Annotated in this window: 14 protein-coding genes; 12 read left to right on the top strand and 2 right to left on the bottom strand. The window is 38.9% G+C overall.

Annotated elements, in window-relative coordinates:
- The first annotated feature begins 1 nt into the window (after position 1).
- The 11 genes from anmK to rpiA all read left to right on the top strand — a co-directional run bounded on the left by anmK (position 2) and on the right by rpiA (position 10481).
- Positions 2-1147, top strand: a complete 1146-nt coding sequence (anmK, locus tag AC1DEF_RS18375) for an anhydro-N-acetylmuramic acid kinase AnmK (RefSeq protein WP_097824180.1) — start codon at positions 2-4, stop codon at positions 1145-1147.
- 17 nt (positions 1148-1164) lie between these two features.
- Positions 1165-1500, top strand: coding sequence for a PTS lactose/cellobiose transporter subunit IIA (locus AC1DEF_RS18370; RefSeq protein WP_013055725.1), 336 nt, complete (start codon positions 1165-1167; stop codon positions 1498-1500).
- Positions 1497-2585, top strand: coding sequence for a DUF871 domain-containing protein (locus AC1DEF_RS18365; RefSeq protein ID WP_477727519.1), 1089 nt, complete (start codon positions 1497-1499; stop codon positions 2583-2585). The genes AC1DEF_RS18370 and AC1DEF_RS18365 overlap by 4 nt, the downstream gene beginning before the upstream one ends.
- Before the next feature lie 4 nt (positions 2586-2589).
- Entirely contained in the window at positions 2590-3483 is an 894-nt protein-coding gene (locus AC1DEF_RS18360; RefSeq protein WP_318331023.1) for a BadF/BadG/BcrA/BcrD ATPase family protein, read from the top strand.
- Positions 3484-3518: 35 nt separating this feature from the next.
- Complete coding sequence (gene murQ / locus AC1DEF_RS18355; protein WP_047931788.1) at positions 3519-4433, top strand: N-acetylmuramic acid 6-phosphate etherase; 915 nt, start codon at positions 3519-3521, stop codon at positions 4431-4433.
- Between the two features lie 168 nt (positions 4434-4601).
- Positions 4602-6620, top strand: coding sequence for a BglG family transcription antiterminator (locus AC1DEF_RS18350; RefSeq protein ID WP_097824178.1), 2019 nt, complete (start codon positions 4602-4604; stop codon positions 6618-6620).
- Between the two features lie 15 nt (positions 6621-6635).
- Positions 6636-6911, top strand: a complete 276-nt coding sequence (locus AC1DEF_RS18345) for a PTS sugar transporter subunit IIB (RefSeq protein WP_013055730.1) — start codon at positions 6636-6638, stop codon at positions 6909-6911.
- Between the two features lie 3 nt (positions 6912-6914).
- Entirely contained in the window at positions 6915-8177 is a 1263-nt protein-coding gene (locus AC1DEF_RS18340; protein ID WP_477727518.1) for a PTS ascorbate transporter subunit IIC, read from the top strand.
- Positions 8178-8248: 71 nt separating this feature from the next.
- Positions 8249-9007, top strand: a complete 759-nt coding sequence (locus tag AC1DEF_RS18335; RefSeq protein ID WP_477727517.1) for a carbon-nitrogen hydrolase family protein — start codon at positions 8249-8251, stop codon at positions 9005-9007.
- 132 nt (positions 9008-9139) lie between these two features.
- On the top strand, positions 9140-9730 hold the full coding sequence (locus AC1DEF_RS18330) for a hypothetical protein (protein WP_043980032.1): 591 nt from the start codon (positions 9140-9142) through the stop codon (positions 9728-9730).
- Positions 9731-9812: 82 nt separating this feature from the next.
- Entirely contained in the window at positions 9813-10481 is a 669-nt protein-coding gene (gene rpiA / locus AC1DEF_RS18325; RefSeq protein WP_025749641.1) for a ribose-5-phosphate isomerase RpiA, read from the top strand.
- Between the two features lie 32 nt (positions 10482-10513).
- Here the strand turns inward: rpiA and AC1DEF_RS18320 are convergent, their stop codons facing one another.
- On the bottom strand, positions 10514-11107 hold the full coding sequence (locus tag AC1DEF_RS18320) for a YdbC family protein (protein ID WP_025749640.1): 594 nt from the start codon (positions 11105-11107) through the stop codon (positions 10514-10516).
- 136 nt (positions 11108-11243) lie between these two features.
- Here AC1DEF_RS18320 and AC1DEF_RS18315 point away from each other — a divergent pair, with 136 nt between their 5' ends.
- A complete protein-coding gene (locus AC1DEF_RS18315) occupies positions 11244-13175 on the top strand; it encodes a hypothetical protein (RefSeq protein WP_097824176.1) in 1932 nt (643 codons plus the stop codon).
- A 67-nt stretch (positions 13176-13242) separates the two neighbouring features.
- Here AC1DEF_RS18315 and AC1DEF_RS18310 read toward each other — a convergent pair whose 3' ends face one another.
- Positions 13243-14316 carry a L,D-transpeptidase family protein gene (locus AC1DEF_RS18310; RefSeq protein ID WP_318331025.1) on the bottom strand — a complete coding sequence of 358 codons (1074 nt, stop codon included), beginning with the start codon at positions 14314-14316 and terminating at the stop codon, positions 13243-13245.
- Positions 14317-15013: the final 697 nt, after the last annotated feature.

Raw genomic sequence — 15013 nt, 5'->3', positions numbered from 1 at the left:
TATGTATGCTGTTGGACTTATGTCAGGAACGTCACTCGACGGAGTTGATGCAGCTCTTGTTCAAATTGAAGGAAGCGGCTATGAAAGTAAAGTTAAGCTTCTTCATTTTATTACCGTGCCGTTTTCACCTCAGTTAAAAAAGGAAATTGAGCAGGCGCTTTCTTTTGAACATTCAAATGTACAGCTGATCTGCAGCTTAAATTTTAAACTTGGCTATGCATTTGCGGATGCAGTGAAAAAAGTGTGCCAAGAAGCCCGCTTTTCTCTTGAACAAATAGATGTTATTGGATCGCATGGTCAAACCATTTACCATCAGCCTTATGCTTCGGGAAGTACAGCGATGTCTACACTCCAAATTGGAGAGCCGGCTGTTATTGCCTATGAAACCAAAACGAAGGTAGTAGCAAACTTCAGAGTGATGGACATGGCAGCAGGCGGGCAAGGTGCTCCGTTAGTTCCTCACACGGAACGGATTTTGTACAGCCACGCTGAGCGTACAAGGCTGCTTCAAAACGTTGGAGGTATTGGAAATGTAACGTTGATTCCGCCAAAAAAATCTCCTGTACCCGTAGTAGCTTTTGATACGGGGCCGGGAAATATGATGATAGATGAAGCGTGTCAGCAGCTTTTTAATGTTTCATTTGATGAAAATGGGCGTTTAGCAGCTGAAGGAAAGATTATTTCAGAGCTTTTAGAAGACTGTATGAATCATGATTACATGAAGCTTTCTCCTCCTAAATCGACGGGAAGAGAACTGTTCGGTACACAGTACACAAAGAGACTGCTAGAGAATTATAGTAAACATAAAAAGGAAGATCTGCTAGCTACGATTACTATGTTCACGGCATCATCCATTGTACATCACTATGAAACATTTATTTTTCCTGCCTATTCTATTGACGAAGTGATTATTGGAGGAGGCGGAAGTTATAATAATACGCTGATGAATATGATTAAAGCGCAGATCGGGAAACGCTGCAGCGTGTATACACAAGAAGAAATAGGAATGTCTTCAGAAGCAAAAGAAGCCGTAGCTTTTGCGGTGCTCGCAAATGAAACACTTTCAGGTTATCCAAGCAATGTACCAAGCGCAACCGGCGCCTTGTCTCCTGTAATATTAGGAAACATTACGCCTGTACCACTATAAAAAAGGGGATGGAAGAAATGACAGAAGCAGCAAATATGGAAAATGAAATTTTTGAACTTATTGCATACGGAGGAAATGCCAGATCACTTGCATATGAAGCGTTAGAAGCAGCTGAAGATTATGATTTTAATAAAGCTGACGAACTTTTAAAGCAGTCTCAAGAAGAGCTCAGTCATGCTCATAAAACGCAAACTGCGCTTATTCAACGTGAATTGAACGGAAAAACAATTGAAAAGTCGCTGCTTTTAATTCACGCACAAGATCATTTAATGACGGCTATTTCAGAGCAAAAATTAATTGAACATATGATTAAGCTTATTAAAAAATTTAAAAAAGAAGGCGAAAATCAATGAAAAAGCTAGGTATTGCGATTTACCCGGAACATTCGACTGTCGAAAAAGATAAAGCGTATATAGCACTTGCGCATCAATACGGATTTACCCGCATTTTTACATGCTTGCTTTCTGTTGAAGGCGATCAGAAAAAAGTAATGGCAAATTTTAAAGAAATTATTGAGTTTGCCAATGAGCTAGAGATGGAAGTAGTAGTGGACATCGCTCCTCGCGTATTTGGAGCGCTTGGCATTTCTTATGATGACTTATCTTTTTTTCACGAATTAGGGGCTTATGCTATTCGTCTTGATCTAGGGTATACGGGAAATGAAGAGTCCATTATGACCTTTAATCCATACGGCTTAAAAATTGAAATTAATATGAGTAATGCGACGAAGTATGTGGATAATATTTTGAGTTACCGACCGAATCGAAAGCAGCTGCTCGGATCGCACAACTTCTATCCTCATCGATATGCGGGGGTGTCGTATGATCACTTTTTGAAGTGTTCAGCATTGTTTAAAGAACATAACCTTGAAACAGCAGCCTTTATTAATTCACCAAGCGCTACTTTTGGACCGTGGCCTGTTACTGAAGGGCTTTGTACGCTTGAAATGCATCGCACGCTTCCGATCGACGTGCAGGCTAAGCATCTTTTTAAAACGGGATTAATTGATTGTGCAATCATTGCGAATGCGTATGCATCAGAAGAAGAGATGAAGGCGCTGCGTGATGTTGTTCAGCAAGAGCGCTTTACTTTTAACGTGACCCTGTATGATACGATTACCGAGCTTGAGAAAAAAATTGTGCTGGAAGAGTTTCATTTTTACCGCGGAGACGTATCTGATTATTTAATTCGCTCTACGCAAAGCCGAGTAAAATATAAAAAAGAAGAATTCAAGCCTACGTATACTCCTTCCATTCGAAGAGGCGATATTTTAATAGAAAATGAACTCTATGGACAGTACAAAGGAGAGCTGCAAATTGCGCTGTTAGACATGGAGAACTCAGGTAAAACAAACGTAGTAGGACGCATTGCAGAAGAGGAAATTTTTTTACTAAATGAACTGCAGCCATGGGACAAATTTGCTTTTTTTGAGCGGTGATAAAATGGACTATATTATTGGTATCGACGGCGGGGGAACAAAAACAGAAGGCGTTGCATATAGCTTAGACGGTCAAGAGCTCGCTGCTTCAAAAAGCGGCTATGGAAATTTGCTCATTAATTACAACATGGCTATTACTCATATTGATGAATGTATTACGGCGTGCAAAACTGCGCTTGCTGGTCATACATGTAAAGGCATTTCACTAGGGCTTGCTGGAAGTAAAGCATTATCTAAAGAAGAAATAAAAAGATATTTTTATGATCGTTATCAGGTAGAAGTAGGTTTATATGATGACGCCATGATTGCACATGAAGCACTACTGCATGGAAAAGACGGGATTTTAACCATTGCAGGAACTGGAGCCGTCAGCATTGGGAAAAAAGACGGAGTGTACGAATACGGAGGAGGGTGGGGACACCTTCTTGGAGATGAAGGAAGCGGATATTGGATTGGTCTTCAAGCACTGATATTGCTGACGAAAGAGCATGATCAAAGCCTTCCTTACAGCAGCCTTAGTCAGACAATCTTGCAACATGTAAAAGCAGATACCATACACGATATAAAAAAGTTTGTCTATTCATCTCCTAAATCAGAGGTTGCTTCACTCACTCCGCTTGTTGTAAATCAAGCGAGAAATCATAAACAAGAAGCAAGTGACATTCTTCAACAGGCTGGAAAGAACCTTGCCAACATGACTCTTCATTTATATAAGAAACAGCGGTTTGAAGGGAGCTGCTTGCTGTCATGCAAGGGCAGCATTTTAACGGAAGTTCCAGAAGTGTTTGATGTTTATAAAAAAGCATGTGAAAAAGAAATAAAGCATATCCAGTGGGCAACACAGCGAGTATCATCTGCTAAAGGAGCTTATCAGCTGTTCATGAACGAGTATAAATAGAGAAAAAATGATGGTAGAAAAGGCAGGGGATCACAGTGAACTTAAATCATATCTTAACAGAAAAACGCAATCCGCAAACCTTAAACATTGATGAATTATCAAGTCTGGAAATTGTAAAAAAAATTAATGAAGAAGATCATCAAGTGCCTCAGGCGATCAATAAAGTGCTCCCTGTTATTGCTCTGTTAGTAGATGAAATTGTCAGTGCCTTTAAACAAGGCGGACGTCTTATTTATATCGGAGCAGGTACAAGCGGGCGGCTAGGTGTATTAGATGCATCTGAATGTGTACCAACATTCGGTACACCTGCCGAACAGGTAATTGGGATTATAGCCGGGGGAGACAAAGCGCTCCGTCATGCGTTAGAAGGAGCAGAAGATAATAAGAAACAAGCGATAGAAGATTTGAAAGCGATTAATTTATCAAATAAAGATATTCTTGTAGGTATAGCTGCAAGTGGAAGAACTCCTTATACACTCTCAGCGCTTGCGTATGCAAACAGCCTGGGAGCAGTAACGGGCTGTGTTGTAAATTCTCCTCAATCACCTATGGAACAAGAAGCAAAATATGCAATAGTAGCAGAATCAGGGCCGGAAGTTGTAACAGGTTCAACAAGAATGAAAGCCGGAACTGCCCAAAAGCTTGTTCTTAATATGCTGACGACCGCTTCAATGATTCAAATTGGTAAAGTCTACAGCAATCTAATGGTAGACGTACAGCCGACTAATGATAAACTCGTACAGCGTGCTAAAAATATTATTGCGGAACTAACAGGCGTCTCACCAGAGGAGGCAGCGGAAAGTTTACAAACATACAAAACGCCAAAAGCCGCCATTCTTGCGCTTCTTACTTCTACAGAAGGTGATGAGGTGCATCGGCTGCTTGATAAACATGACGGACATTTAAAAAAAGCCATCGGAGAAGCAATGGAACAGCCGACTAAAGATTAACTCTTAAAAGAAGTGCATACAGCACTTCTTTTTTTGTTGAGTACATTTTTTGCACAATGTATGTGGGTGAATTCGGTCTAATCATTTTGTAAGACCCGTAGTATAGTAAAAGCATAAAGCATAGTAAGTATTTCAATTTGTGCACGAATTGGACTGAAGGTGATTCATTTGTTAGACAAACGCAGTACGGCCGTATTGCAAGTTTTGCTTCAAGCCGCAACATTTATATCAGTACAAGAGTTAATGAAGCAGTTTCAAGTGTCAAGGCGTACTATCTATTATGATATTGAGAAAATTAACGATTGGCTGTGTCAGCAAGAATTAGAGTTTGTTCAGTACACATATGGGAAAGGCTTTTTTCTAAACGATCAAGCAAAGGACCAAGTTGCTAAACAATTTTCCCATGTTATGCCATCTGCTTACTTATCAGTTGAGGACCGGCAAATATACGTTGCTTTGATGTGTATACTTCGAGGCGGGAAAATCGGAACTCAGCAGCTCATGGATGAAACAGAAGTTAGTCGCAACACTGTCTTACAAGATATTAAAGACTTAAAAAACAAGTGGGCAAAGAAAGGCATATCTTTGACATATAGCTATAAAGATGGGTACGAAGTAAAAGGATCTGAAAGCGACATTCGAAATTTGCTTTATATACACATCACAGAATTATTAAGTCAACATCAAGAAGAGTTATTGAAAAGGGTCATGAAAGCAGATTACGAATATTCAATGATTTATAACTGGCTTGTAGAGTGTGAAGATAAACTGGGAATGGCGTTTACAGACAAGATGCTGACGCAATTAGCCTATATGCTCACGTTCTGTATTCAGCGTATTGGAGGCAAGCGCTATGTAGACGCCTTGATTACTAGAAAAGACGAATTAGAAAAAACCAGGCAGTACAAAGCGCTCCAAGAAATTGAAAGCGTTTTAGGATTTGATTTTCCACCTCAAGAAAAACATTATCTGGCCACGGTTTTACTAAGTGCAAAAGTAAATGTAGTAAATCAAGCAGATAGTGATGATTGGATGAGAAGCATTGTAAAAGAAATGGTATCACGGTTTCAAGCATATGCTTGTGTGGTATTTGAAGATCGAAATCGTCTTGAACAAAATTTATATATTCATTTGAAGACGGCTTATTACAGGCTTCTCTATAATATTCACCTCCCTAACCCTATGCTTTCGGCTATTCAAACAAAGTATCAGGATATAGTAGAACTGACAAAAAAAGCGTTGCTTCCTTTGGAAAACAGCCTTCAAACACGTATTAATGAAGACGAAATTTCTTATTTTGCTCTTCATTTCGGAGGATGGATGAAAAAACAAGAGGGAAGGCAAAAACAAAAGCGCATTGTTATTGTTTGTGCCAATGGAATTGGAACGTCCCGTATGCTTCAGTATCAGCTTGAACAACTGTTAACAGATGCTGAATTGATAGGGCCAATGACGGTAAGAGATTATGAGCAGTTTAAAGAAACCTATGATTTAGTTATTACAACTACGCCATTAAAAAAGCGAATGAATGTGATGCTTGTGAATCCTATTTTAACGGATGATGAAAAGCAGCGGTTAATCGACTTAGTTGAACCAGCTTCTTCTCAGCTAACCACTCAAGCCATCATGGGTATTATTAAGCAGCATGCAAATATTGAGGATGAACCAGCTCTGTTAGCTAATTTAAAACTAGTAATACAGCAATCTAAAAAAATGGTAAGAGAGGATAAAAAGCCAATGTTGCATGAAGTATTGCAAGAGCCATTCTTGCAGCTTACAGATTCAGCAGACGATTGGAAATCAGCTGTTAGGCTGGCTGCCAAGCCTTTGTTGAACTATGAATATATTGAACCTTCTTATGTAGAAGCAATGATCAAAAGTGTAGAACAGTTAGGCCCTTATATTGTTATTGCGCCAAAAGTTGCGCTCCCTCACGCAAGGCCGGAACAAGGTGTAAATCGTGTGGGTATGAGCATGCTTCGTTTAAAGGAGCCGGTCTATTTTTCTACTGAAAAACAGCACGGAGCGCAGCTTATTATCGTACTTGCTGCTACTGATAATGAAACCCACTTAAAAGCATTGTCACAGCTTTCAATGATGCTATCTGAAAACGATAATATTGACAAGCTTATTGCTATGAATACAAAACAAGAAATGCTTGCATTAATTGAAGCTTACTCAAATTAAAAGGAGAGATAAAAAATGAAAAAGATTTTAGTTGTATGCGGAAACGGTTTAGGAAGCAGTTTTATTGTGGAAATGAATGTAAAGAAAATTTTAGTAGAGCTTGGTGTTGAGGCACAGGTATCTCATACGGATTTAACAACTAGTAAAACGGAGCAGGCAGATATCTATTTAGGATCTGCAGATATTGTAAATCAATTGGATGATGGCACTCGCACGGTCGTGGCATTGCAAAACATTTTAAATCAAGCGGAAATTAAAGGAGCACTGCAAAAATACTTCGTGGAGGCGTAAGCCATGTTTGATTTAATTATGAAAGATATATTAGGAACACCCGCTATTCTAGTAGGGTTGTTTGCACTAATCGGTTTGTTGCTTCAAAAGAAAAAAAGTGCAGATATTGTATCAGGCACCTTAAAAACAATTATGGGTTTTCTTATATTAGGAGCGGGAGCTAATATATTAATTGCTTCACTTGAAGCGTTTGGAAAAATGTTTAATAAAGCGTTTTCCGTTGAAGGCATCATTCCTAATAATGAAGCAATTGTAGCTGTAGCTCAACAAACGTTTGGTACAGAAACAGCGATGATTATGCTTTTAGGTATGATTGTAAATATCATTATCGCGCGCATCACGAAATTTAAGTATATCTTTTTAACTGGGCATCACACCATGTTTATGGCTTGTTTGATTGCAGCAATTTTATCTACCGGCGGGTTAACGGGAGCACCTTTGGTTTTGATCGGTGCACTATTATTAGGTATTTTAATGGTTTTATTTCCTGCACTGCTTCAGCCGTATGTGCGTGAAATTACAGGGTCAAACGATATTGCCGTTGGTCATTTTGGTTCCTTAGGCTATTTAGTAGCAGGGTTTATCGGCAAGCGAGTAGGAAATCGCGAAAAAACAACAGAAGAAATTAAAGTTCCTCAATCCTTAGGATTTCTTCGGGATACATCCGTTTCTGTCTCACTGACCATGACCGTTTTATTTATTGTTGTGGCACTTTTTGCAGGTCCTGCATTTATCGAAACAAAATTAAGCGGGGGTCAAAATTTTATTGTGTACTCGCTAATTCAAGCAATCACTTTTGCAGCAGGAGTATATGTCGTGCTGGCGGGTGTTCGTATGCTTTTAGCAGAAATTGTACCAGCATTTAAAGGAATTGCTGACAAAGCGCTACCAAATGCCATTCCAGCTCTAGATTGTCCAACTGTGTTTCCGTTTGCTCCTAACGCAGTGGTCATTGGATTCTTTTCAAGCTTTATCGCAGGTCTCATTTCAATGTTCTTTTTGCCTCTATTTGGTCTAAGTATTATCGTGCCAGGCCTCGTTCCGCACTTTTTTACGGGAGCAGCTGCCGGAGTATTTGGAAATGCGACGGGGGGAAGAAGAGGAGCAGTGGTCGGGTCATTTGCCAATGGAATCTTAATTAGTTTTTTACCGGCTATTTTACTGCCTGTTCTCGCGTCGTTAGGTTTTAAAGGCACAACATTTGGAGATTCGGACTTTAGTGCGGTAGGTATTCTTCTTAGCATGCTAATTAAATTATTTACGTAAAGATAAAAAACTCATGTTACGCTAGTAGGTAGCATGAGTTTTTTATGATATTGGAAACGGAGGAGCAATGAATGAAAATTGGGTTAGCTCAAGTGAGATTTCCAAAGTCAGCCGCAGAGGGTATAGAAACGGTAGAAAATTATATGAAACAAGCAGCAGAAGAAGGGTGTAACCTTGCATGTTTTCCAGAATCAATTGTGCCGGGACTTAGAGGAGTGGGTTTTGAAGTTGAGACATACAATCACGAAATTCAACAAAATACGCTTTATAGAGTTAAGTTGCTTGCCAAACAGTTAAAGCTCAACGTAATTTTACCACTGGAGTGGCGCGACGAACTTGGTATGCATTTAACTGCTTTTGTAATTGATGAAAATGGAAAAGAATTAGGGTATCAAACTAAAAATCAAATTGATCCAGCAGAAGATCAATTTGGTTATAAGCCTGGAAATGGCCGCCAGTTGTTTGAAATAAACGGCGTGAAATTCGGTATTGTCATTTGCCATGAGGGATGGCGCTATCCTGAAACTGTCCGATGGGCTGCTGTAAGAGGAGCAAGCATTGTGTTTCATCCACAGTTTACTGGTGAAGTACCAGATCCGAAGTTTTATGATTATGCAATGATTGCAAGAAGTACGGAGAATGGTATTTACTTTGCAAGCGTGAATTATGCCTTAGAGAACCAAAAAAGCACAACTTCTCTTCTTTCTCCAAAGGGTGAATGTTTGATAAAAGCGAAAGCTGAAAAGCAAGAACTACTAACGTATACGCTAGAGCCCGGTAAGGCTAATCGGCTGTTAGCTCAGCGTCTGTTATCAAATTTACTATTGTAAAAAAGTTTATTTTCTCTAGTTAAATTAGCATGTGCGCTCATATAACCCTTTGGTTATTTCTCCTTATGACGATATAAACGTCAATATGGTATTATCAAAAGTTAAAGGGGTATTAAAAGGTGTGTGGAAACAATGGATCGAAAAAAAGTCGCATCAGTAGCTGGAGCATTGGTTATTGCCGTAGGAATTTGGCTATTTCAAAGCGGGAAATTTAAAAGTGAAGCGCAGGCAGATAAGTTTACGAGTACATTTTTGGTCGATCATGAACAAACAGACAATGGATTTGAATTATTTACTTCGGATACCAATCAATATAGGATGTGGTTTCCGCTTCAGTATGTTATTCATAAATCTTCTTATAAAAGCAGTGAAGATGAAAGTGAAGTATGGACAGCATCAACGAAGGAAAATGATTCATACAATGCTGGGAAAATAACGGCTTTATTTTCTAAGAAAAAAAGCAAAGCAGCTCAAAATAAAATAGATGCTTTTCAGCCTGATTACATGTTAAAAGGTAAAAATGCAACGATTTATGTGAAAAAACAAACAAGAGATGGAAAGCATAGCATTTACCATGCTTATGTGAATGATGATTATTCAGACAAGTATATTTACTATACGTTTGAACTAAAAAGCAGCGAACAGACAAACAGTACAAAACAGCAGTATTGGGTAGAAAAAATTCTTCTAAATACACAGTTTCAAAAAAACTCAGCTGAATAGTCAGCTGAGTTTTTACGTAAGGGTTCATAATACTTTTCCTTTTTTATGTAAACGGGTACAATATGAGTAAGGAGGCCTTTGTATGATTGAAAAACAAGCAGTTGGTGAAAAAGCAGCACAATTTGTTGAAGATGGAATGATTGTAGGGCTAGGGACAGGTTCAACAGCTTATTATACAATTGTAAAACTAGGTGAACGAGTAAAAAATGGATTACACATCAAAGCGGTTCCTACTTCTCAAAAAACAGAAGAGCTGGCAAGGAAACTAGGTATTCCCATTGTTACCTTAGCAGATGTTGAATATATTGATATAGCAATTGACGGAGCAGATGAAGTAGATAGCGAACTTTCTTTAATTAAAGGAGGAGGAGGCGCGCTGCTTCGAGAAAAAATGATTGCGTACGCAGCGAAGCGGTTTATCGTGATTGCAGATTCTAAGAAAATAGTGAAGACGCTAGGAGCTTTTCCTCTTCCTGTTGAAGTTATACGTTTTGGCTGGGAAATGACGGCGAAGCACATTCGCAGTGCAGGTTGTGTACCGCAGCTTAGGCTTTTAGATGATCATACGCCGTTTATCACCGATAACGGAAATTACATTCTAGACTGCCATTTTTCAGAAATTGAAAATCCTGCTGAGTTGGAAAAACAGCTGATAAGGATCCCAGGCGTAGTAGAAAGCGGTTTGTTTGTAGGTATGACGGAGGAAGTCATTACCGTACAAAACCAAGATGTTCATATCATAAAAAAATAGAAGCTTTGGCGTCGGGCCTAGGCTTCTATTTTTTAATTGGAAAGAACGTTCCAATTTTTCTCTAATTGATATATGTATTGAGACGCGTTCAGTACATTTGGATGAACGAAAGTATCAATTGTTTTTTGCGGACAAGCAGATCCGTATAATGAAAAAATGATAAGCTTGCTATGCTCGATTGGTGATACAACGTGAGATAAACAGCGATAAGAAGGATTTATTAAGCTTTTTACCATCTCATGGATATCTTCTTTGTCGTAAAAATCGACTTCAATTTCCGTCTTTACTAAATAACGGCTTTCAATGGCGCTGCTTCGGTAATAATTGTAGCGTGCTCCTATGAAGTAGGACGGATCTGATGTTGAAACGTCCAAATTCGTATATGTTTGATCCTGCTTGCTTTTATAAAAAATAGAATCATGAGTATGCTTCATGAATTCTTGATAAGTTGTTCCATCTTCCCACAGAGCTAGAATACAAGCATCTGTTTCATCTTCCACGTTCCAACCCCCTAATTGGCCAATGAAACCATTCACGTGTGCCAGAGCAGCCCAATGCTGTTGCGTATATGAAAAAGATGCTTTTTTATCAGTCGGTATGCTGCATTTCACAATTTTTGTCAACATTCTCCCATCACCTCAATTAATTACTTCGATAAATGAAGGGAAAATCCTTCTAAAAAGAGGAAAATCATAGACATATCCCCCCTTTAAAAGCCATACATTTCAAATAGGACAATGTTAGGGAAAGAAGGGGAAATGAATGAAAGTTTTTCGTGCAAAAGCCTGTCAATCTCCTATGCGAAAAGGCTGGTCAATTATGTTTCAGCATCCGTTTAAAAAAGATGAAAGAGGAAGATCGCACCCGTTTGTTAAACGGTTTATGTATACAGAGCAACACGATGAAATTGACATTCTGGTTGAAGAGATGAATGAACTGCTGAGAGTGCAGGATTTTTGGACAAGTACTGCAAAAGGCAGAGCAAAAGCAAGATATGATGAACGAGTAGTGAATGCTTTTTATAACGATATTGAAAAAAGGACGAGCGAACAAATTGACAGTGAGTATGAGTACATTCATGTAATCGGAGAACAAGGAAGCGGCAAAACAGCCTTAATCCGCCAGCTTCTTGGTATAAAAAAGGAATGTGGCTTTCTAGGAATAGGCAGTAAAGGCGCTTATTCTGTTACGTATAAGGTGAAGGATTCCCAACACTATGAAGCTGCTGTCTCTTTTTTTACGCGAAGTGAAGTGCAAAGGAAATTGGAGAATATCCTACTAAGAAGCGCTGAAGTGTATGCTGAAGGAGGCACAGATTATGACTTGGTCTTTGAATTATTACACGGAGATGCCTCTTTTAATCTGCGCGCTCTTTTGGGAGATATCCCATACAAAGCCCGTTATTTTAATGATGATGTTCCTTTAAGAATGAGTGATGAAAATAGTTCATTCAAACAATTTGTAGATGCAATTAAACGAGAAAGTGAAATAGTAAAAGACGCTGTTGATCAAGAAGGAAGAGATTTTGCAGAGGGATGGCACAAGCGGCTTGAATGCAGGAAAATCACCGAGCAAATGCTTCTGGCAATTGAATCCCGGTTGAAAGAATACAAGGAAGGAACATGGGAAATAGGAGAAGACGACTGGCCAATATCCTGCCGTCTCACAGCAAAAGAGCTGTCTTCTCTTGGTCCGTTAACAAATGAAGAAGAAGAAAATAACGGACTTCTTATTTATCCATTGTTTCGTAGAATTGAAGTTTGCGGCCCTTTTTCTTTTAAAAAAGGAGTAGCGATTTGCGAGCATGCGTGTTTTGAATATACGAGCACCATCCACGATTCTTTTAAACAAGCAGCTTCTATTTTATACGTACATCATGGGCTTAAAGAATTAGATATTCAATTTCTTCAACAGCTCATCGTACATGGTCACGGTGCTAAGCTAAACGTTTGTGTCACACACGGAGATTTGCTGACCTCTCCAAGCTGCCGTACGGATTATGCTAAAAAACATGCCATGGCTAAAATGATAGATTATGCGCTTAAAAACGTTTCACCTCTTATGAAAAAGCAGCTTCACTACTATTTAACAGTAGGGAATACGACTATTTTAGAATGTGTACACGAGGAATTCAAAGAGAGTCACCTTCTGTATAAAGACTTAAAGGCAGCTTTAGTATCAGAAAAGAGAAAAAAGCAGCAAGAGCTGCATCCTATTTATTTAAACTTGACTGTCTCTCAGGCTTTTTATGAAGCGATGGAGTCGCTGAACATTCCTTATATGGATAGAGAAACATGTTTGAACATTTCCTTAGGAGAGCATGAAGGGCCGGTGCCAGTCATTGCGTCCGCTTTTATTTCATCTGTCTACGAGCATTTTCTAAGCCAGCCGTCTGGGTGGTCAAGTACCTATCATTCGGTCACCGACCGACAGCAGGTTATTCAAGAATTGGCAGGTGAGTTCGCAACCGTCGTTTATTCCTATTTCAACGAACAGCTGCGTGAAAAATCCCGTAACGACTGGCTCGCTCTTTATAAACAAAAAGAAGACGATCAAGCCTACAAATATAGCAGACTGATAGAAAACGTAATTCCTGCCAAAAATGATATCTATCAGCAGCAAAATCTTATGAGAACGGTTTATCAGCTAATTAAGTATGTCGTAGAAAAGAAAGACGGCGTACTGGTTCATTAAGTGGTCAAGGCGCGATGTAAAAAAAGCGGTTTATCAATAAAAAAACAGAGCCTGAAATCAGGCTCTATTAGCGTTTGGAAATAGCAGTTAAAGTATTAGGTCCGGCAATGCCGTCCACTGCTAGCTTATTGTCTTTTTGAAAATTACGTACAGCAGCTTCTGTATTGGCACCGAAGATACCGTCCGTACCTTTTGTATTATAGCCAATCGCTGTTAATTTCTTTTGAAGAGCTTGAACATTGCTGCCTTTGCCTCCTTTTTTCAGCGTTTGTTTTGTGTTAATTGTTGTATCTGCTGGTGGATTTGTTGGCTTTGGATTTGTTGGCTTTGGATTTGTCGGGTTTGTTGGTGTCGTCGGGTTCGCTCCTGAACTTCCTAAAGCTTTATATGTTGATGGGCCAACAATGCCGTCAGCCGTTAAGCCGTGGTCTTTTTGGAACTTACGAACAGCTGAATCTGTATTGGCACCGAACACACCGTCCGTACCTTTTGTATTATAGCCAAGTGAAGTTAGTTTCTGCTGAAGTTCTTTAACTGCATTTCCTTTGCTGCCTTTCTTTAAAACAGTTCCTGTAGAAGGAGCTGGAGTAGAACCTGAGTTTCCAGAAACGTTGTACCCGTTTGCTGCTGCAATGTCGTTAAATGATTTAGAAGAAGTTGTAATCACAACCGGTGTACCGACGGTCACTTTACTAAATAACCATGCGACTTCTTCATCGTACATACGAACACATCCGCTGCTTACATATTTGCCGATGGAAGCAGGATTGTTATTTCCGTGAATAGCATACGTCGTGCCGTATGTACCTCTCGCATTTAGACCTAGCCAGCGATTGCCAAGAGGGTTTCTAGGATCTCCACCAGGAATGTTCCCTGAGTAATAAGGGCGATTGACAATTTTATTTACTACTTTGAAATGGCCTTCTGGTGTAAGAGACTGCGTGCGTCCTGTTGCTACTGAAAACGTTCGGACAAGTGAACCATTTTGATAATAAGCGAGTTTGTTTGTCGCTTTGTTAATGATAATTAAATGAGATGGTGTTGAAGCAGCTTCTGTTTTTGGAACTCCTACAAACAAGCAGGCTAGAGCTAAAATAGCCGCTATGAGTACGATAGTTGTTCTTGATATTCTATTTGCCATGTGCTGCGCCTCCTTAGGCTGCATTAATGAAAAACGTATGCTTCGGGCGGTGCTATAAATTCTTCACTAATAAAATAAAAGACGAATAGCTGCATTTTCTATACCTGTATGTATGGGCTTAATAAGGAAATCATTAAGTAGAAAGACTTTACTAGCGGGAATTTATAATAATAAGAATAACTAAGTTTTTCTTGCTGCTTTGTACAATTTTAGGAATATAAGTTTACTAATCTAGCGGATTCATATTTAAATAAGCATCACACCCTTTCCAGTTCTTCATTTTCGTGTAAAGAAATGAAAGCGTTATACAGATTGTTTTGTAATCGTATTGTAACATAGTTGTATTTTTTATACCATAAAAAGACATAAAATAGTATAAAAATACTTTATATGGGTTTTATGTACAAAAAATTCAAAAGTTAAGGAGAACGAAGCTATTATTAGATATACGAAACTGGAAAAGAAGTATGCGTAGTTTTGTGGAAATAGATAAATATTCTTATTCGAATATAGGGAGGGAGAGAGTAAAAAAACTACTTGCAAAGAGATGAACTGCACCCCAATTGTTAGACAAAAACTAATAATTGGAGGTGGACTTGTCAATATTTATTGGACACTAAGTTAAGATACTATGATGAATAGGCTTTTTCGTATTCAATAGGGGAAAGATAATGCAGAGAAGAATGCATTCTTTTGG

It is taken from the genome of Priestia sp. 10L35 (assembly GCF_056395685.1).
This window is presented reverse-complemented; position numbering and strand designations above follow the sequence as displayed.

Excerpts from the sequence above, each read along its gene's own strand:
- anmK (WP_097824180.1), top strand. The coding sequence starts at position 2 with ATGTATGCTGTTGGACTTATGTCAGGAACGTCACTCGACGGAGTTGAT.
- AC1DEF_RS18370 (WP_013055725.1), top strand. The coding sequence starts at position 1,165 with ATGACAGAAGCAGCAAATATGGAAAATGAAATTTTTGAACTTATTGCA.
- AC1DEF_RS18365 (WP_477727519.1), top strand. The coding sequence starts at position 1,497 with ATGAAAAAGCTAGGTATTGCGATTTACCCGGAACATTCGACTGTCGAA.
- AC1DEF_RS18360 (WP_318331023.1), top strand. The coding sequence starts at position 2,590 with ATGGACTATATTATTGGTATCGACGGCGGGGGAACAAAAACAGAAGGC.
- AC1DEF_RS18345 (WP_013055730.1), top strand. The coding sequence starts at position 6,636 with ATGAAAAAGATTTTAGTTGTATGCGGAAACGGTTTAGGAAGCAGTTTT.
- AC1DEF_RS18340 (WP_477727518.1), top strand. The coding sequence starts at position 6,915 with ATGTTTGATTTAATTATGAAAGATATATTAGGAACACCCGCTATTCTA.
- AC1DEF_RS18335 (WP_477727517.1), top strand. The coding sequence starts at position 8,249 with ATGAAAATTGGGTTAGCTCAAGTGAGATTTCCAAAGTCAGCCGCAGAG.
- AC1DEF_RS18330 (WP_043980032.1), top strand. The coding sequence starts at position 9,140 with ATGGATCGAAAAAAAGTCGCATCAGTAGCTGGAGCATTGGTTATTGCC.
- rpiA (WP_025749641.1), top strand. The coding sequence starts at position 9,813 with ATGATTGAAAAACAAGCAGTTGGTGAAAAAGCAGCACAATTTGTTGAA.
- AC1DEF_RS18320 (WP_025749640.1), bottom strand. The coding sequence starts at position 11,107 with ATGTTGACAAAAATTGTGAAATGCAGCATACCGACTGATAAAAAAGCA.
- AC1DEF_RS18315 (WP_097824176.1), top strand. The coding sequence starts at position 11,244 with ATGAAAGTTTTTCGTGCAAAAGCCTGTCAATCTCCTATGCGAAAAGGC.
- AC1DEF_RS18310 (WP_318331025.1), bottom strand. The coding sequence starts at position 14,316 with ATGGCAAATAGAATATCAAGAACAACTATCGTACTCATAGCGGCTATT.